This window comes from Sphingomonas humi (genome assembly GCF_039536725.1).
Lineage (GTDB): Bacteria > Pseudomonadota > Alphaproteobacteria > Sphingomonadales > Sphingomonadaceae > Sphingomicrobium > Sphingomicrobium humi.
Genome location: NZ_BAAAZD010000001.1, coordinates 902,147 through 920,926 on the forward strand (window position 1 = coordinate 902,147; position 18,780 = coordinate 920,926).

Consider the following 18,780-nt stretch of genomic DNA (forward strand, 5'->3'; position numbering starts at 1 on the left):
GATACCGATGAAACTTGGACGCCTAAACCATGTCGGGGTTGCCACCCCCTCGATCGAGCGGAGCCTCGAGACCTATCGCACCCTGTTCGGCGCGGAGCCTTCGTCGCCGGCCTTCGACCTGCCGGCGCAGGGCGTGCGGGTCTGCTTCGTCGATGCGCCCAACAGCCAGATCGAACTGATCGAGCCGCTGGGCGAGGGCAGCCCGGTCGCCAAGTTCATCGAGAAGAACCCGCAGGGCGGGCAGCACCACGTCTGCTTCGAGGTCGATGACATCGCGGAAGCGCGCGCGCATTTCGAAAGCCTCGGCACCCGGATCCTCGGGCCCACCCGGATCGGTGCGCATGGCACGCCGATCTTCTTCCTGCACCCCAAGGACATGGGCGGGATGCTGACGGAGATCATGGAAAGCCCCAAACAGGCGCATTAGTCAGGGTTTTCGCGCGGCTCGCTTGGGGCTAGTTGCCCTCGCATGGCCGATGACAAGAAGACTGCCTGGGAAGCCCTCGCCGCCAAGGAAGCGCGCGGAGCCGATCTCAGCCGCACCACGCCCGAGGGTATCACGCTCAAGACCGTCTACGTTCCCGAGGATGCGGATGGCATCGAGCCCGGTTACCCCGGCATCGCGCCCTACACCCGCGGGCCGTATGCGACGATGTACGCCGGGCGGCCGTGGACCATCCGCCAATATGCGGGCTTCTCGACCGCCGAGGAATCCAACTCCTTCTACCGCCGCAACCTCGCGGCCGGTCAGAAGGGGCTGTCGGTCGCCTTCGATCTTGCGACGCATCGCGGCTACGACAGCGACCACCCTCGCGTCACCGGCGATGTCGGCAAGGCGGGCGTCGCGATCGACAGCGTCGAGGACATGAAGCTGCTGTTCGACGGCATCCCGCTCGGCGAGATGTCAGTCAGCATGACCATGAATGGCGCGGTGCTTCCGGTGCTCGCCTTCTACATCGTCGCGGGCGAGGAGCAGGGCGTGCCGCGCGCCGCGCTGACCGGGACCATCCAGAACGACATCCTGAAAGAGTTCGCGGTCCGCAACACCTACATTTATCCGCCCGAACCCTCGATGCGGATCGTCAGCGACATTATCGCCTATACATCGCGCGAGATGCCCAAGTTCAACAGCATCTCGATCTCGGGCTACCATATGCACGAGGCCGGGGCGACGGCGGTTCAGGAGATGGCCTACACCCTCGCCGACGGGATGGAATATGTCCGCGCCGCGGTGAAGTCGGGTCTCGACATCGACGCCTTCGCCCCACGGCTGAGCTTCTTCTGGGGCATCGGGATGAACCTCTTCATGGAGGTCGCCAAGATGCGCGCGGCGCGCACCCTGTGGGGCCGGATCATGACCGACCTTGGCGCCAAGTCCGAGAAATCGAAGCTGCTGCGCACCCACTGCCAGACCAGCGGCGTGAGCCTCACCGAGCAGGATCCGTACAACAACATCGTCCGCACCACGATCGAGGCGCTGGCGGCGGTGCTTGGCGGCACCCAGTCGCTTCACACCAACAGCTTCGACGAGGCGATCGCGCTGCCGACCGACTTTTCGGCCCGGATCGCGCGCAACACCCAGCTGATATTGGCCGAGGAAAGCGGCGTCACCGCGGTCGCCGATCCGCTCGGCGGAAGCTGGTATGTCGAGGCACTGACCCGCGAGCTCGAGGAGAAGGCCTGGGCGCTGATCCAGGAAGTGGAGCAGCTGGGCGGCATGACCAGGGCGGTGACCGAAGGCCTGCCCAAGCGCCGGATCGAGGAAGCCGCGGCGTTGCGCCAGTCCAAGGTCGATACCGGCGAAGCGGTGATCGTCGGCGTCAATCGCTACCGGCTGCCTGAGGAGGCCGAGCTCGACATCCTCGAGGTCGACAACGCCAAGGTCCGTGCCGGGCAGATCGAGCGGCTGGCCAAGCTGCGCAGCGACCGCGACGAGGCCACGGTGCAGGCGGCGCTCGACGCGCTGGAAGCCGGCGCTCGAAGCGATGCCAACCTGCTCGACCTCAGTGTCGCCGCCGCGCGCGCCCGCGCCACGCTGGGCGAGATTTCCGACGCGCTCGAACGCGCTTTCGGGCGCTATGCGACCAGGCCCGAACCCGTTTCCGGCATCTACGGCCAGCGCGCGGACCAGCGCTGGGAGGAGGCCAAGCAGGGCACGGTTGCGGTTACCAGCCGAATGGGCCGCAAGCCCCGGATGCTGGTCGCCAAGATGGGTCAGGACGGTCACGACCGCGGTGCCAACCTCGTCAGTTCGGCCTTTGGTGACCTCGGCTTCGAGATCGTCCCTGGCCCGCTGTTCCAGACCCCGCGCGAAGCTGCCGAACTGGCGGTGGAGGAAAAGGTCGACGTGGTCGGCGCCTCCAGCCTCGCGGCCGGTCACAAGACGCTGATCCCCGAACTGATCGGACACCTCAAGGACTTGGGCCACGCCGACATCAAGGTGATCGCCGGCGGCGTCATTCCCGCGCAGGATTATGCCGAGCTGCGCGCCGCGGGTGTCCAGGCGATCTTCGGTCCGGGCACCAATCTGGCGGACGCCGCCGACGAAGTCCTCCGCCTGCTTGGCCACAACAAGCCGCCGCTGGACGAGGCCGCCGAATGATCGAGCCCGTGGACCTCGGCGCCGACACGCCGGATGACGACCGCGACCGCGGCATCTTGCTGTACGATTATTCCAAGCACCTCTTGTCCATCGCGCTGCTGGCCATCGGCGGGGTCATCACCGTGACCCAGTCGGCAGGCGGCAAGGCCATCCAGCCGTTGCTCGTCGGCATCCTGCTGGCGGCCTTCGGGATCAGCGGGGCGCTCGCCCTGTCGGCGAGCTCTGCCATCCTCCAGGCCCGGCAGAACCGGCAGGCGCTGGGCAGCAAGGCCTGGATCTACATCCGCGCGGCCACGGGCTTTCTCGGCATGGGTGTCGGCGGGTTCCTGGTGGTCTGGTTCTCCATCCTCTTTTGACGCAAGGCGTAGCCCGATGTTCTCCAAGATCCTGATCGCCAACCGCGGCGAAATCGCATGCCGGGTGATCCGCACCGCACGCCGCATGGGCATCAAGACGGTCGCCGTCTATTCCGATGCCGACGCCCGCGCGCCGCATGTGCGGATGGCGGACGAGGCGGTGCGGCTCGGGCCGCCGCCGGCGGGCGAGAGCTATCTCAAGGCCGACCTCATCATCGAGGCGTGCAAGGCGACCGGCGCCGAGGCGGTCCACCCGGGCTACGGCTTCCTGTCCGAGCGCGCGAGCTTCGTCGAAGCGCTGGCCGCGGAGAACATCGCCTTCATCGGCCCGCCGGCCAATGCGATTGCCGCGATGGGCGACAAGATCGAATCCAAGAAGCTGGCGCAGGCCGCGGGCGTCAACGTCGTGCCGGGCTTTCTCGGCGACATCGCGACCACCGATGACGCGGTGCGGATCGCGGGCGAGATCGGCTATCCGGTGATGATGAAGGCCTCGGCCGGTGGTGGGGGCAAGGGGATGCGCCTCGCCTGGTCCGAACAGGACGTCCGCGACGGCTTCGAGGCGACCAAGCGCGAAGGCCTCGCCAGCTTCGGTGACGACCGCGTCTTCATCGAGAAGTTCATCGAAAGCCCGCGCCACATCGAGATCCAGCTGCTCGGCGACAAGCACGGCAACATTGTCTACCTGAACGAGCGCGAGTGCAGCATCCAGCGCCGCCACCAGAAGGTGGTCGAGGAAGCGCCCTCGCCATTCGTCACGCCGCAGATGCGCAAGGCGATGGGCGAGCAGTGCGTCGCACTGGCCCGCGCGGTCGGTTACCACAGCGCCGGCACGGTCGAGCTGATCGTGTCGGGCGCCGACACGACGGGCGAGAGTTTCTACTTCCTCGAGATGAACACACGGCTGCAGGTCGAGCATCCGGTAACCGAGGAGATCACCGGCCTCGACCTCGTCGAACAGATGATCCGCGTCGCCGCCGGCGAGCCGCTGGCCTTCACCCAGGACGAGGTGCAGCTGAACGGCTGGAGCGTCGAGACGCGCGTCTATGCCGAGGATCCCTATCGCGGCTTCCTGCCGAGCACCGGGCGGCTGGTCCGCTATCAGCCTCCGAAAACCTCGTTCGCCCTGAGCGAAGTCGAAGGGCGCGGGCGCGACGGTGCTTCGACTTCGCTCAGCACGAACGAGACAAGGACAAGGGTCGACGACGGCGTGTTCGAAGGCGGCGAGGTGTCGATGTTCTACGACCCGATGATCGCCAAGCTGATCACCTGGGGTCCGGACCGCTCTTCCGCGATCGACGCGCAGGTCGAGGCGCTCGACGCGTTCGAGATCGGTGGCATCAGCCACAATGTCGATTTCCTTTCCGCGCTGATGCAGCACCCGCGCTTCCGCTCAGGCGAAATCACCACCGGCTTCATCGCGGAGGAATATCCCGACGGCTTCACCGGTGCTCCGTTGGACGAAACGCTGACTGCCGACCTCAGCGCGCTGGCGGCCTTCATCGGCACGGTGCACGAAAGCCGCGGGCTGCAGATCGACCAGCAGCTCGGCCGGCCTTCGCCCCCTGCGCGCGAGCATGTGGTGCGCCTCGATGGCGGGGCGGAGCATCACGTCCACTTCACCCTCGACAAGGTGGTCGTCGACGGCGGCGATTCACAAGCTTTCGATGCCGACTACGCGCCGGGCCAGCGCCTCGTTCGCGCCCGCATCGGCCACCGCAGCCGCACCGTGCTGGTCGATCGGCAGGGCCGCACGCTGCGGATGACGACGCGCGGCGGAAGCCACCGCGTGACGGTCATGACCCCGCGCGTCGCCGAACTTGCCCGGCACATGATCGAGAAGGTCCCGCCCGACCTTTCACGCCTCCTGCTTGCGCCGATGCCGGGCCTGCTCACCCGGCTCGACGTCACGGTTGGCGACAAGGTCGAGGCCGGGCAGCCGATCGCGGTGATGGAAGCGATGAAGATGGAAAACATCCTCCGCGCCGAAAAGAGCGCGACGGTGAAGGCCACGCCGGTCACCGCGGGCGAGAGCGTCGCGGTCGACCAGGTGATCGTGGAGTTTGAATAAGCCGCACTTGTGCTAGCATCGCGTCTGGCCGTCCCGGGGCAACCCGGCAGTGGCGGCTCACTCATGCGTCGGGCGACTGTCCCCCTGGCAGTCCATCAGGCACGTCGGAGTGACCCATGAACGCGAGCAAGGCCCTGTGGGAAAAGGGTGACTTCACCCGCATCGCCGACACCATGCGGCAGAGCGGCGCCGAACTGGTCGATCGCATCGGCGTGCGTGAGGGCGAAAAGGTGCTCGACCTTGGCTGCGGGGACGGCACCACCGCCCTTCCCGCCGCCGAGCGCGGCGCGGACGTTCTCGGCGTCGATATCGCGGCCAATCTGGTCGCTGCCGGCAACCGCAGGGCCGAGGCGGCAGGTCTTGCCAATTGCCGCTTCCAGGAAGGCGACGCGAGCGATCTTGGCGGTATCGACGACGGCACCTTCGACCGCGTGGTGAGCGTCTTCGGCGCCATGTTCGCGCCTCGTCCGGAAGATGTCGCGAAGGAGATGGCGCGGGTGACGCGGCCCGGCGGCACCATCACCATGGGCAACTGGATTCCCGGCGACCCGACCCTCGTCGCGCAGATCCTGAAGACCAGCGCCGCCTATTCGCCGCCCCCGCCAGAAGGTTTCGTCAGTCCGATGCTGTGGGGCCAGGAAGAGCATGTCCGCGACCGCTTTGCCGCCGCGGGGATCGACGATGTCACCTGCGAACGCGATTCATTCGTGTTCCGCCACGACGGTTCGCCGGCGAGCTTCGTCGCGCACTTCCGCGACTATTACGGCCCGACCATGAACGCCTTTGCCGCCGCGCGGGAGGCTGGCCGGGAACAGGAGCTGGAGCGCGATCTCGTCGCCCTGTTCGAGGCGCAGAACAACAGCGGCGAACCGGACCGGACCGTCATTTCCGCGACCTTCCTGCGGGTAACGGCGGTCAAGCCGCGGGGTTGAGCCTCAGGCGCTCGTTCCGCCGTCGATCGTCACGCAGGCGCCGTTGGTGCCGCTCGCGTCCGAGTGGCACAATTGCATGATGGCGTGGGTGACCTCGCCGACGGTGATGAGGCGCCCGTTGCCGTTGGTCCGGGCGAGCAGCGCGCGTGCTTCCTCGACGCTCTTTCCGGTCGCGCCGGCGATCCGCTCGGCGCTGTCGTCGACCATCGGCGTATCGACGAAGCTCGGGCAGATCGCGTTCACCGTCAGCCCAGTGCGCGCGAACTCGAGCGCGAGGCTGCGGGTGAGGCCGACCGCGCCGTGCTTGGACGCCACATAGGGCGCTGCCATCGCACCGCCGCGCAGGCCCGCCACCGAGGCGACGATGATCAGCCGCTTGCCCGCGGCCTGGAGATCCGGAAGCGCAAGCTGCGCGCCGTCGAACAGCGCGGTGAGATTGGTGGCGATGATCGCGTTCCACGTCTCGCGCCCGGTGCGCAGGAACGGACGGCTGTCGCCGATACCGGCGTTGAGGATGACGATGTCGAGCGGCCCGAAGGCGTCACGCGCTTCGGCAAAGGCGCGGGCCTGTGCTTCGGGATCGGTAACGTCGCAAGGGATCGCCCGGCCACCGGTCTGCGCGGCGACTGCCTGCAGCGGCTCGGGCCGCCGGCCCAGCAGCGAGACCCTGGCCCCCGCCGCCGCCAGTGCCCGCGCGGCGCCCGCGCCGATGCCCGTGCCAGCGCCGGTGATGAGTGCATGCTTGCCAGTTGCCCATGTCATGCGACGGTGCTTGGCGCAGCAGCCCGGAAGTGGCAACAGGCGGCCCATGAAGACCCGAGCCGCCGTCGCCTTTGCCCCCAAGCAACCGCTGGAGATTGTCGAACTCGATCTTGAAGGGCCCAGGGCGGGCGAGGTGCTGGTCGAGATCATGGCGACCGGCATCTGCCATACCGACGCCTACACGCTCGACGGCTTCGACAGCGAAGGCATCTTCCCCTCGGTCCTCGGCCACGAGGGGGCAGGGATCGTGCGCGAGGTGGGCGCAGGGGTCACTTCGGTGAAGCCGGGCGACCATGTCATCCCGCTCTACACGCCCGAATGCCGCCAGTGTAAGTCGTGCCTTTCCGGCAAGACCAACCTGTGCACCGCCATCCGCGCGACGCAGGGCAAGGGGCTGATGCCCGACGGGACCAGCCGCTTCAGCTACAAGGGAGAGACCATCTTCCACTACATGGGCTGCTCGACCTTTTCGAACTTCACCGTGCTGCCCGAGATCGCGGTTGCGAAGATCCGCGAGGACGCGCCGTTCCAGACCAGTTGCTATATCGGTTGCGGGGTCACCACCGGGGTCGGCGCCGTGGTCAACACCGCCAAGGTCCAGGTCGGCGACAACGTCGTGGTGTTCGGGCTTGGCGGGATCGGGCTCAACGTCGTGCAGGGCGCACGGCTGGCCGGTGCCAACCGGATCATCGGCGTCGACCTCAATCCCGACCGAGAGGAATGGGGACGCCAGTTCGGCATGACCGACTTCCTCAACACCCGCGGAATGAGCCGCGACGAGATCGTCGCCAGGGTGGTCGAGCTGACCGACGGCGGCGCGGACTATACCTTCGACTGCACCGGCAACACCGAGGTCATGCGCACCGCACTCGAATGCTGCCACCGCGGCTGGGGAACCTCGATCATCATCGGCGTCGCCGAAGCCGGCAAGGAGATCGCGACCCGTCCGTTTCAGCTGGTCACCGGGCGCAACTGGCGCGGGACGGCGTTCGGGGGCGCCAAGGGGCGGACCGACGTGCCCAAGATCGTCGACTGGTACATGGACGGCAAGATCGCCATCGACCCGATGATCACCCACGTGCTGAGCCTTGAGGAGATCAACAAGGGCTTCGATCTGATGCACGCAGGGACAAGCATCCGCGCCGTCGTGGTCTACTGAACAACAAGCGGGAGGAGAGAACCCATGTTTTCGCACGTCATGATCGGCTCGAACGACATCGAGCGGTCCAAGAAATTCTATGATGCCCTGTTCACCGCCATTGGCGGCCGGGAAGGGCGGGTCGATCCCAAGGGCCGCGTCATGTACCTCAAAGACGGGGGCATCTTCATCATCACCAAGCCGATCGACGGCCAGCCCGCGACGCATGGCAACGGTTGCACCCTCGGCTTTTCGGTCACCGGTCCCGAACAGGCCCATGCCTGGCACGAAGCCGGCATCGCGGCCGGCGGCACGCCGATCGAGGATGATCCCGGCGTGCGCAGTGGCATGGGCGTGAACCTTTACCTCGCCTATCTGCGCGACCCCGATGGCAACAAGCTCTGCGCCATGCACCGGATGCCGGCGGACGCTTGAGGCCACAAGCGATGCAGGTCGGGTCCGACATCCTCAGCCATGGCGGCCGCCAGCTCGTCATCACCCATGACAGCACGGCGACCGCCACGCCGATGACCTTCTCGCTCTTCCTGCCGCCGCAGGCCGAGCGAGGGGCGGTGCCGCTGGTGACCTATTTGTCGGGCCTGACCTGCACCCACGCCAATGTCACCGACAAGGGCGAGTATCGCCGCTCCTGCGCCGAGCTCGGCCTCGCCTTTCTCGCGCCCGACACCTCGCCGCGGGGCGAGGGGGTGGCGGATGCGGAGGGCTGGGACATCGGCCTTGGCGCCGGCTTCTATATCGATGCGACCGAAATGCCGTGGTCGGCCAATTACCGGATGTGGAGCTACGTCACCGACGAGCTTCCGGCCCTCGTAGCGGCCGAGTTTCCGGCGCTCGACATGGGCGCGCAGGCGATCACCGGCCACAGCATGGGCGGCCACGGCGCGCTGACCGTGGCGCTTCGCCATCCCGGCCGCTTCCGCAGCGTGTCGGCCTTCGCGCCGATCGTCGCGCCGTCACAGGTGCCGTGGGGGGAAAAGGCCTTTTCGCATTATCTCGGTGCCGACCGCGACGCGTGGCGCGCGCATGATGCGGTCGCGCTGATCGAGGGCGGGGCGCGGGTCCCGGCGCTAAAGGTCGACGTCGGCGGGGCCGACCCGTTCCTCGAGAGAGAGCTTCGCCCCGAGTTGCTGGAGGCCGCGTGCCACAATGCCGGCCAGCGGCTCGAGCTAGCCGTGCGCCCAGGCTACGATCATTCCTACCACTTCGTCTCGACCTTCATGGCCGATCACCTCGCGTGGCACGCGGAGCGGCTGCGCTAGTCCTCACCCTGCCTCCTGAGCTGTCAGTGCGAGCGAAACGAGGCAATCCGCTGGACTGAACCATGGATTGCTCCGCCTCCGGCTCGCAATGGCGAGAACCGATTAAGGCGCCCAGTGGATGTCGATTGGCTGCTCGGCCTCGGCCAGCACCCGGCCGATCGGCAGCTTGCTCGACTGACCGTCGGCGATCGCCTGTTCCAGCAGGTCGCGCTTGTCCTGGCCGGTGATGGTGATGATCAGCGTCCGCGCCGACAGCAGCGCCGCGCGGGTGAGGGTGACGCGCGCGACCGGCATGTCCGCGGGCATGGGGTCGGGACGGACGCCCACCGCACGGCGCGCCTTGGGCGCATCCAGCGCCTTCTGCATGTCAGGACCGGTGAAGATCGAGGCGGTGTGCCCGTCGCCGCCCATGCCGAGCCAGACGAGGTCGGGCGGCCAGGGCAGGTCCTGCAGCCGCGCGTCGGCGATATTGCCCGCGGCCTCCACGTCGGCATTTTCGCCGCCGATCGGGATCACCCGCGCGCCTGCCCGCATGAAGCTTTGCGCCAGCAGCCGCGCGTTGCTGCGCTCGTCGCTGACTTCGACCAGCCGCTCGTCGGTCGGGACGATGGTGACCTTCTTCCAGGCGAGCTTCTGCGCGGCGAGCTTGCCGAAGATCGGCAGCGGGGTCTTGCCGCCCGGCAGCGCGAGGAGCGATGCGTCGCGCGCGTCGATCGCGCTTTCGATGATGAAGCCGACGTCGCCGGCGACCGCGTCGGCCATTTCCTCGACGCTGTCATATTCCCACCATTCGGCTTCGATCATCGGGCATTCCTCGCGTGTTTCGTGCAGGCGAGCGCCTTCGTCCGGCAGGATTGCCGGGTCAAGGCCAGACGGGCGGAGAGGCGATCAGTCGCGGCGTAGCGGGAGGCAGGGCGTGGCGGTGCCGAGCGTACGGCACGCGTCCTCGGCCTCCGAGCGGCTCTGGTAGGGGCCGACCAGCAGGCGGGTGACGCGGCCGGCCGGAAGATAGATGGGCTGGCGCGCGCCGATCTTGCTCGCAACCCTTGCATACAGCGCCTGCGGCGCGCCGGGCCGGGCGAAGGCGCCGAGCTGGATCGCCCAGCCGCCAGTAGCAGCAGGGGCCTTGGCCGGGGCCGAGGAGGAATGCGGGGATGGTGCGGGTTGTGCCGCCGCGACCGCGACCGGTGCAGGCTGCGAGGGCGGCGGCGGCAATTGCATCGCGACCTGCGGTTCGGTCCCGGTCACATGGTCGGGCAGCCCTTCCGCCAGTTTGACGGTCGAGGTGGACCGCGCCTCGTGCCGTGGTGCGCCGCCCCAGTCATTCCAGTTGCCCGCGACCTTCTTGTAGTTGCCCAGGGGGTCGTAAAGGGCGCCGCCCTCCAGTCCGAGATCCTCCGAGCTTGCCTGGCCCATCGCCTCAAGCAGCCGGAATCCGGCGACATAGGCGTCGCGCCGGGAGGCGATCAGCTGGACCTGCGCGCCCAGCAATTCCTGTTCCGCGTTCAGGACCTCGATCACCGTGCGCGACCCGACGCTGCGTTCGGCTCGGGCACCGCGAAGCGCGAGCTCGTTGGCATCCACCGCATCGATGTTCGACTGGATGGCTTTCAGCGAAGCCTGGTAGGCAACAAAGGCCGACCGGGCATTGGCGACGACGGTCCGCTCGGTTGCGACGGTCTGCTCGACGAGTTGGCCTTCGGCGGCGCGGGCCTGGCGGACACGGGCGGCGGGCGCGCCTCCCTGGTAGAGGGGGATGCGGGTGGTCAGGCCGATGCTGGTCTGCACCCCGGCACGGGGCACGCCGACACCCGGCTGATCGTTGAGATAGTTGACGTAGTCGCTGCCAAGCACGCCCGACAGGCTCGGCAGGCGTTCGGAGAAGGCGACCCTGACGTCGAGGCCCGCGGCGCGCGCCTGCTGGAGGGCGGCGGTCAGCCGGGGGTTGCGGGCGATCGCGATGCGGGTCGCCTCGTCGGCGGTTGCGGGCAGCGCCGGAAGCGGGGGCGGCGAGGAGAGGCCGTCGGGCCGCTTGCCCACCACGCGAAGGTAATTCTCCTCGCTCGCCGACATCCGCGACTGGGCAAGCGCGAGCTGCGCCTTGGCGCTGCTGAGGCGGGCTTGCGACTGGGCGATGTCGGTCCGGGTCAGGTCGCCAGCACTGTAGAGCTGCGAGGTCGCGCGCAAATTCTCGGTCAGGACGCGGACCTGATTGTCGTTGAGGTCGAGGATCGCGCGGTCGCGCAGCACGTCCATATAGGCTTCGACCGCTTCGGCGAAGACGTCGCCCTCGACCGCCTTCAGTCCCGCACGGCCCGCCTGGACCCGCGCCTTGGCGGCTTCGATGCCATTGCGGACCCGGCCGCCGGCGAACAGCGGCAGGTTGACGTCGAGGCCGCCCGACAGGATCGGCCCCTTGGTCCGGGTGGTGACGAGCACGCCCGAGCGGGTGAGGTCGCGGTTGATGCCCACCGTCGCGGCGATCTGCGGCCGGCCTTCGGCATTGGCGAGGGCAACGCCGGCGTCGCTGCCCTTCAGCGCCTCGCGCTGGGCGTTCAGGACCGGGCTGGTGTCGTAGGTTGCAAGAAGGGCATCGCGCAGCGTGTCGGCCGAGGCTGGAGCGCTGAGAATGGCGAGCGCGATGGCCGAGCCTGCAAGCAGCCCTGCAGGCCATCTTCCGAACCCGACAGTCGCGGTCGCTCCCCGCAAGCTGGCCCCCATCCCCCCTTGTCATTACGACAAGTGAACGTTGACGAAGCAGAGAGCAACCGTGGTTAACGCGGTTTAACCCGCGCCAGGCAGAAAACTGTGGATCAGTGCTCCCGGCCGGCCTTACGCATCGCCGAGGTGATCGGCTCCAGCATGTACTGGAGGGCAGTGCGGCGACGCACCGGGATCTCGATCGTGACGGGCATGCCGGCGCGAAGCTTGAAGTCCGGGCCGCGCACTTCCTTGAGGAGCGCGAGCTGCGACGGCGGCACCTCGATCGCGGCTGTGAAGAAGCTTTCGCCGGTCTTCTCATCGGTGAAGCTGTCGGCCGACACCCGCGTCACCTTGCCTTCAAGCGGCGGAAGCGAGCGTTCGTGAAGGGAATCGAACCGAACGAAGGCGGTCTGCCCGGCAACCACGTCGTCGCCGTCGTTGACCGTCAACTTGCCCTCGACATGCAGCGCGGCACGATCGGGAACGACGTCCATCAGCCGCTGGCCGGCCGCGATCACGCCGCCCGGGGTGAACACCTGGAGGCCAACCACCGTCCCGGTCGCGGGACTGCGGATGACGGTCCGCTCAAGCTGGTCGCGGGCGGCGGCGAGCTTCGGGACGACCTCGTTCAGCGCAGCCTCGACGTCGCGCAGTTCGGACGCGCTGCGGGCAAGATAATCGCTCTGCGCTTCCAGCGACTGGAGGCGGCTCTCGCCGGCCTGATCGCGGGTCTGGGCAACGTTGGCGCTATACTGGCCACGCTGGCCGATCAGCTCGGCCCGCGCGCGCTCCAGTGCACGGATCCGGCTCTGGGAAACGAACCCCTCGGCCGCGACACCGCGCAGGCTTTCGAGTTCCTGGTCGAGCGAGCGGATCTGCTGCTCTAGTGCCGAGACCTGCTCGCCATAGCCACGGCCCATGTTGCCCGCGCCCGACTGGCGCTGGGCAAGGGCGCCGCGCTGGGCCTGCACCACGGCGATGCGGGTGCGGAGCTGCGCGCGCTGGATGGTCATCGCCTGTTCGATCGAGGCGCGATCCTCGGGATCGGTCATGCTGGCGAATTCGGGTGGCGTGATGATGGTCGCGCGGCCCATCTGCTCGGACTGCAGGCGGGCCCGCTGCGCGAACAGCGTGATCGCCTGCGCCGATAGGGCACGCTCCTGCGCGCGGACGTCGGCGGCGGACAAGGTCAGGAGGACCTGCCCCTTCTCGACCCGCTGGCCTTCGCGGACCCGAATCTCACCGACCACGCCGCCATCGCGGTGCTGGACCGCCTGGCGCTGGCCGTCGATGACCAGCCTGCCGCCAGCCATCGCCGCCGCATCGAGCCTGGCGATCGCCGCCCAGCCGATCACGACCACGAAGAACAGAAAGGCGATGAGGTAGCCGAGTCGCATGTCGAAGCTCGGGTCGTCGACGCCCCTCGACGCCGAGGACTGGCCGCCGATGCCGCCAAAGCCGCCAAACTTCGCGGGAAGCGCAGTGGCCGTGAGATCGAGGTCCATGGCGGTCATCACGCAACTCCGGGGGTAGGCGAGGGGGGCGACATGGCCTTCTGCGCGCCGATCTTCTGCATGACCTCATGCTTGGGACCGTAAGCGGCGATGCGGCCGTCCTGGACGATCATCAGGCCATCGACGATCGGCATCATGCTCATGCGGTGCGCGACCAGCAGGATGGTGGTGCCGCGCGTCTTGCACTGGTGCAGGCACTGCAGCAGTTCCTGCTCGCCGTCGGCATCGAGGTTCGAATTGGGCTCGTCGAGGATCAGGACCGACGGGCCGCGGAACAGGGCGCGGGCAAGCGCCACGCGCTGCATCTGGCCCGCCGACAGACCGCGCCCGCCAAGGCCAAGCTGCTGGTCGTAGCCGCCGGGCAGGCGCTGGATCAGGTCATGCGCGCCGGCGACCTGCGCGGCGGCGATCGCGTCGGTGTCGATCTGCGCGGGATCTTCGCCCAACCGGTTGCGGAACCGCGCGATATTTTCCTTGATCGAGCCGCGGAACAGCGTCGATTCCTGCGGCATGAAGCCGACATGCTCGGCCAGCCGCTGCGGGTCCCAGTTGCGCTGGTCGGCCCCGTCGATCCGGATCGCGCCATGGTTGGGCACGACTGCGCCGGCCAGTGCGCGGACCAGGGTCGATTTGCCCGCACCGCTCGGGCCGACGATCGCGATCACCTGACCTGGCTTCACCGTGAAGGAGATGTTCTGGAGGATCGGCTGGCCGTCCTCGGAGATGACGTGAAGGTCCTCGACCTCGATCTGGCCCTGCGGACGCGGCAGCTGGGTCAGGGCGATGTCGGGACCGGCCTGGTTCAACAACTCGTTCAGCGTATTCCAGGCGCCGCGGGCCTGGATGATGCCGCGCCAGTTGCCGACCATCTGATCGATCGGGGCCAGCGCACGGCCGACGATGAACATCGACGCAAAGATCGCGCCCGGACTGATCAGCCCGTCGATCGCGAGCAGCGCGCCGACGCCGAGCGCCAGCGACTGGAGGAACTGGCGGACGAACTTGGACGTGGCGGTGACGCCGCTCGCGGCAAGGCTCGCCTCGGTCTGGAGGCGCATCATGTGCGAGCGCTGCGCCAGGTGGCCGCTCACCATCGCATCGCGCATGCCAAGCGCCCGGACCACGTCGCCGGCGGAAACTGCGGTCTCGAAGTCGGAATAGGTCAGCCCGGCGGCCTGATTGGCTTCCTGCAGGCGGGCGCGGGTGACCTGTTCGTTGCGAATGGCAAGAAGGATGACGAGGATCGCGCCGACCACCGCCAGCACCCCGATCCAGGGGCTGACCAGGAAGGCGATCAGCACGTAGATCGGCACCCACGGCGCATCGAGCGCGGCAAGGATCGCCGGTCCGGTCATCGCCTGCCGCAGGGTGTCGAACTCGCGCATCGCCTGGAGTGCGTTGCGCTGTCTTCCCTGGCTCGGCCGGCCGAGGGTCGACTGGAGAATGATCTTGGCAAGCTGCGCGTCGAGCCGGACTCCAGCCCGCACCAGGAGCCGCGAGCGCAGGGTGTCGAGCGCGGCCATGGTGACGAGGCCGACCAGCAGCACGAGGGTGAGCATGTACAGCGTGGTGTGCCCGCGGGTCGGCACCACCCGCTCGTACACTTGGAGCATGTAGAGCATCGGCACGATGAAGAGCAGGTTGACCAGCGCGCTGAATACGATGGCCGACGTGAAGTGTCGTCGGCAGGCCTGAAGTGCGGTCCTGATCGCCTCGTTCATTGCCTGTCCTTGTTCCTCTTGGGTGTACCGCTCAGTGCCCGGCCACGTGCCCGTCCGCTCTCGCCCGATATGGTTAATAGCTCTTTAAGAGCGCGCGCAGCCCAAATGTTCGCATTGACGATTATGGCGGGGAAGGGTGGCTTGCATGTCACATGCCCGCAGGCCGATTATGCAATTCTTTCAGCACGATAAAGCGAAAAAGTAAAGGCGCCCCTGCCGCTTGCGGCAAGGACGCCTTCGCTTTTTGAGGGCCTGGCGATCAGATGTAGATGAAAGCGCTCTGATCGATCGGGCCGTGGTTCTGCACAAGGGCGATCAGCTCGTCGCGATTGTCGAGCACGCCGTTGCCGTTGGTGTCGTGATAGATGCCCGTGCCGGAGAAGCCCTGCAGGTTGTTGATCCAGCCCTGCAGATATTCGGCGGCAGTGCCCTTCAACTGGAGCCGATCGCCCTGCGAGAGCGAGAAGTCGGTGATGCGGGCGAAATCGTCCGCGCCCGACGTCCGGCTCGAACCGTCGTCATAGAAGCGGCCGCGGGAGTCGCCGAGGACGAACTGGTCCGCACCCGACCCGCCGGTCAGGACGTCGATCGTGCCCTTGCCGAGGTTCTTCGCCGAACCCACCGCCGAGAAGCGATCGGCGCCGCTGGTTCCGACCAGCACGTCGTTGCGGGTGGTCCCGAGGATGTCGTTGAGGCCGAGCTGGACGGCCAGCACCGACGACATCTGGCCAAGGTTGCCGGCGGCATCCTGGACCTGCGCGGTATACTTGAACGTGCCCGTGGTCACGCCGTCGCTGTAGGTCCAGCTTCCGTTCGAAACCGAAGCCGTGCCGAGCCGGACGCCGTCGCGGAACACGACCAGCACTTCGTCGGCACCGAGCGCGCCGCCGACGGTCCCGCTGATCGTGGTGCCGGCCGATGCGCTTGCCATGCGGAGAGCGGTGCTGGTGCTGGTGCTGCCGTTGGCATCGCCACCGGCCGCGGTCACCGTGACTGCCTGGTTGGGGGCAACCGTGTCGATCGTCAGCGAGAAGGTGCTCGAGACAGTGCCCGACTGGCCCAGCGCGTCGACGACCTTGACGACATAATCATGCTTGCCGTCGGTCGCGCCCGGATCGGTGAAGCTCCAGTTGGTGGTGGTCGGCGAAACATCGCCGATCAGCTGGCCATCGCGGAAGATCGACAGCTTCTGCCCCGTGCCGAGCGCCGCCGACAGCGTGCCGGCAAGGGTCGGCGTCGGATCGTTGACCACTGCATTGTTGCCGACGCTGACCGCGGTCCCGACATCGTCGAGCGCGCTTGCGATGACGCCAAGCTGGCTCGGCGGAGGGGTGGTCGGAACCGACGGCGGCGTGGAGGGCGCCGGAGCCGAACCGCTGAAGTCGATATAGGCATAACCCGACCCGCCGAAGCCGACATAGGCCACGCCGAACTTGTCCATGTCGCCCGAGATGGTGCGGATGCCATCGAGGCTTCCCATCGGGTGCTCGCCGATCTTGGTCCAGGTCTTGGCGGAATCGGCGGAATACCAGATCCCGTAATCGCCGTTGACGTAGCCGTGGATGTAGACCGTTGCCGGACCGCCAGCCACCGCGGGAGCGCCGTAGCCGAAGGTGCCTGCCGTGACGCCCGCGACGGCCTGCCAACTCGCGCCGCCGTCCTTCGAATGCATCAGCGACAAGGCGCTAAGCACGCCGAACTGATCCGAACCCTGCGGCCCCGAAGTGAAGTAGAGTTCGCCGGCGCTGCCGGGCACCGCTTCCATCTTGGCGTTCCAATAGGACCAGTCGGCCGGCTGGCCGCTGAACATCTTGGTCCAGCTGACCCCGCCATCGGTGGTGCGATAGACGCCGCTATTAGGGTCCTGCAGGTAGAAGGTGTTGGGCAGAACGCGATCAGCCGTGATCGAGGTCCGGTTCAGGTAATAGGCCTGGTGCACCATGTACCAGTCGGTGACGCCCGGAATGGAGATGAGGCTCCAGGTCTTGCCGCCGTCCAGCGTGTAGGCGGGAGCGTTGTTGCCCGAGGTTACCCAGATGAAATTCTTGTCGGTGCTCGCCGCGATGCTGCCGCCAACGGTGTCATTGGCCCAGGACGGAAGACCAGCGAATTTCTGCCAGGTCTTGCCGCCATCGATCGAAAAGCCGCTGTTCTCGGTCCCGAAGTAGTCCGAGATGCCGACGATGAACTTCGAGTTGGACGAGGCATAGTCGACCGACCAGCCCATCGAGAATCCGCCGCCGCCGTAGCTGCTGGCATAGCTGTCGGGGTTGGTGACCTCGAAGAACGGGCGGTCCCACGAAGCGGCGATCGGGTTGCCGCCGAGGGGTGCGATGATCTCGTTACCGACGAGCTGCTCGATCCCCATACTGTGCGAATTCCACACGATCGGGGTATTCCAGGCGAACCCGCCGCTCGGAAGTGCAGTTTCGAACACGCCGACGCCCGCCGACTGCCAGAGCTTGCCCTGTACCGACGGGTCGAAAATGATCGTGCTGGACGACATGTAACCGCCGCTGGTCTCCAGCCACGACACGTCCTTGGTCGATTCGATGCTTCCGGCCCAGTTCCAGCCACCAAAGCTCTTGCCGCCGTCCCAGCTCTCCTGGAGCGTTCCGCCTTCGCCGACTGCAACGATGTGATTGGCGTTGAACGGGTCGATCGAGACCGACTGGATCACGCCGCCGGCCGTCGGCAGAATGGTCCAGGTGCCGTTGGCATACTTGTACAGGGCAGAATAAGTGTTGCCGCCAGCGGCATAATAGGAGCCGTCGGGCGCGATGACCGCGTTGGCAACATCGGCCGGTCCGCCGATGCTCTTCCAGCTGTAACCGCCGTCGGTACTGGCATAGACACCGCTTCCAGCGGTTCCGACGAACACGTTCGAACCCTTGATCGAAATTCCCGTCAGCGAGGGATCATTGCCGTTGGTACCTTGAGGAACTGCAGCGATCTTCGACCAGGACGTACCCCCGTCACGAGTAACCCACAGACCGTCGGTCTGCGTTCCCGCAAAGACGATATTGGGATTATTCGGATCGATGGCCATCTTCTGGCCGTCCATGCGGTTGGCTTGATTGGCATCGAAGGTTCCAACCGGGAAGCTGGTCTTGACCCAGGTCTGGCCGCGATCGGTGGTCTTATAGATTCCCCCGTGCAAGGCCATGTAGAAGATGTTCGTGTTGCTCGGCGCGATGCGGATTTCGAAGACCCCGCCCATGCCCTTCACGTCGGCCGGCATGCTGGCAGCCGTAACGAGCTGGTCCCAGCTCGTTCCGTTCCAAAGATACGCACCGTAGGTGTCGGTCCGGCCGACCATGGTTCCATCAGGAGCGATGTCCATGCCGGTGATCCAGCCACCCGCACCGATCTTGACTGGCTTCCAAGCGCTATCGTTTGGGAAAGTACTTCCCATGAATCCCTCCCGGCTATTCCTGACCACCCCGGGGCTGACGTTCCAGGGGCGGGCTCGCACAGACAGAAGTCGGCCAAATTGGTTAAGATACCGTCTCCGAAGAGAACGGAATTCTGACCATCCCGGAGTAAATTCCAGCCCGCCCCCCGGCGGTTAAGAACCTGAATAATCTACGAGATTTGACCGGCTGCTGGTCGCTTGCCGGCGCGGCCCCTGACGGGTTTGTTTGGCCAGCGCCACCAAGTGTGAAGCTGTATACGGCGATTCGAAGCCGCTCGGCGACGAA

At 66.9% G+C, this 18,780-nt stretch carries 14 protein-coding genes; 8 read left to right on the forward strand and 6 right to left on the reverse strand.

Features of this window, described 5'->3' with window-relative positions; genetic code table 11:
* The first annotated feature begins 7 nt into the window (after nucleotides 1-7).
* The 5 genes from mce (at nucleotide 8) to ABD729_RS04465 (ending at nucleotide 5,961) form a co-directional block, all read left to right on the forward strand.
* Nucleotides 8-427: a methylmalonyl-CoA epimerase gene (gene mce / locus ABD729_RS04445; RefSeq protein WP_344708946.1), complete on the forward strand. Its 420-nt coding sequence runs from the start codon at nucleotides 8-10 to the stop codon at nucleotides 425-427.
* 42 nt (nucleotides 428-469) lie between these two features.
* Nucleotides 470-2,602, forward strand: coding sequence for a methylmalonyl-CoA mutase (scpA, locus tag ABD729_RS04450; RefSeq protein ID WP_344708947.1), 2,133 nt, complete (start codon nucleotides 470-472; stop codon nucleotides 2,600-2,602).
* Nucleotides 2,599-2,958 carry a hypothetical protein gene (locus ABD729_RS04455; protein ID WP_344708948.1) on the forward strand — a complete coding sequence of 120 codons (360 nt, stop codon included), beginning with the start codon at nucleotides 2,599-2,601 and terminating at the stop codon, nucleotides 2,956-2,958. The genes scpA and ABD729_RS04455 overlap by 4 nt, the downstream gene beginning before the upstream one ends.
* 16 nt (nucleotides 2,959-2,974) lie before the next feature.
* Nucleotides 2,975-5,029, forward strand: a complete 2,055-nt coding sequence (locus ABD729_RS04460) for an ATP-binding protein (RefSeq protein ID WP_344708949.1) — start codon at nucleotides 2,975-2,977, stop codon at nucleotides 5,027-5,029.
* A gap of 116 nt (nucleotides 5,030-5,145) precedes the next feature.
* Complete coding sequence (locus ABD729_RS04465; protein ID WP_344708950.1) at nucleotides 5,146-5,961, forward strand: class I SAM-dependent methyltransferase; 816 nt, start codon at nucleotides 5,146-5,148, stop codon at nucleotides 5,959-5,961.
* A 3-nt stretch (nucleotides 5,962-5,964) separates the two neighbouring features.
* Here the strand turns inward: ABD729_RS04465 and ABD729_RS04470 are convergent, their stop codons facing one another.
* Complete coding sequence (locus ABD729_RS04470; protein WP_344708951.1) at nucleotides 5,965-6,723, reverse strand: SDR family NAD(P)-dependent oxidoreductase; 759 nt, start codon at nucleotides 6,721-6,723, stop codon at nucleotides 5,965-5,967.
* A 46-nt stretch (nucleotides 6,724-6,769) separates the two neighbouring features.
* Here ABD729_RS04470 and ABD729_RS04475 point away from each other — a divergent pair, with 46 nt between their 5' ends.
* Genes ABD729_RS04475 through fghA form a run of 3 tightly spaced genes read left to right on the forward strand, consistent with a single transcriptional unit; the run spans nucleotide 6,770 to nucleotide 9,141 of the window.
* On the forward strand, nucleotides 6,770-7,882 hold the full coding sequence (locus ABD729_RS04475) for an S-(hydroxymethyl)glutathione dehydrogenase/class III alcohol dehydrogenase (protein WP_344708952.1): 1,113 nt from the start codon (nucleotides 6,770-6,772) through the stop codon (nucleotides 7,880-7,882).
* Nucleotides 7,883-7,906: 24 nt separating this feature from the next.
* Complete coding sequence (locus ABD729_RS04480) at nucleotides 7,907-8,296, forward strand: VOC family protein (protein WP_344708953.1); 390 nt, start codon at nucleotides 7,907-7,909, stop codon at nucleotides 8,294-8,296.
* An 11-nt stretch (nucleotides 8,297-8,307) separates the two neighbouring features.
* Nucleotides 8,308-9,141 carry an S-formylglutathione hydrolase gene (fghA, locus tag ABD729_RS04485; protein WP_344708954.1) on the forward strand — a complete coding sequence of 278 codons (834 nt, stop codon included), beginning with the start codon at nucleotides 8,308-8,310 and terminating at the stop codon, nucleotides 9,139-9,141.
* A 102-nt stretch (nucleotides 9,142-9,243) separates the two neighbouring features.
* Here fghA and pgl read toward each other — a convergent pair whose 3' ends face one another.
* The 5 genes from pgl to ABD729_RS04510 all read right to left on the reverse strand — a co-directional run bounded on the left by pgl (nucleotide 9,244) and on the right by ABD729_RS04510 (nucleotide 18,422).
* Nucleotides 9,244-9,945 carry a 6-phosphogluconolactonase gene (gene pgl, locus ABD729_RS04490; RefSeq protein WP_344708955.1) on the reverse strand — a complete coding sequence of 234 codons (702 nt, stop codon included), beginning with the start codon at nucleotides 9,943-9,945 and terminating at the stop codon, nucleotides 9,244-9,246.
* An 84-nt stretch (nucleotides 9,946-10,029) separates the two neighbouring features.
* The gene (locus ABD729_RS04495; RefSeq protein WP_344708956.1) at nucleotides 10,030-11,850 is read right to left on the reverse strand and encodes a TolC family outer membrane protein; all 1,821 of its coding nucleotides are present in this window, start codon (nucleotides 11,848-11,850) and stop codon (nucleotides 10,030-10,032) included.
* Nucleotides 11,851-11,954: 104 nt separating this feature from the next.
* Entirely contained in the window at nucleotides 11,955-13,358 is a 1,404-nt protein-coding gene (locus ABD729_RS04500; RefSeq protein ID WP_344708957.1) for an HlyD family type I secretion periplasmic adaptor subunit, read from the reverse strand.
* Entirely contained in the window at nucleotides 13,358-15,079 is a 1,722-nt protein-coding gene (locus ABD729_RS04505) for a type I secretion system permease/ATPase (protein WP_344708958.1), read from the reverse strand. Before ABD729_RS04505 ends, ABD729_RS04500 begins: the two co-directional genes overlap by 1 nt.
* A 259-nt stretch (nucleotides 15,080-15,338) precedes the next feature.
* A complete protein-coding gene (locus tag ABD729_RS04510) occupies nucleotides 15,339-18,422 on the reverse strand; it encodes an Ig-like domain-containing protein (protein ID WP_344708959.1) in 3,084 nt (1,027 codons plus the stop codon).
* Nucleotides 18,423-18,780: the final 358 nt, after the last annotated feature.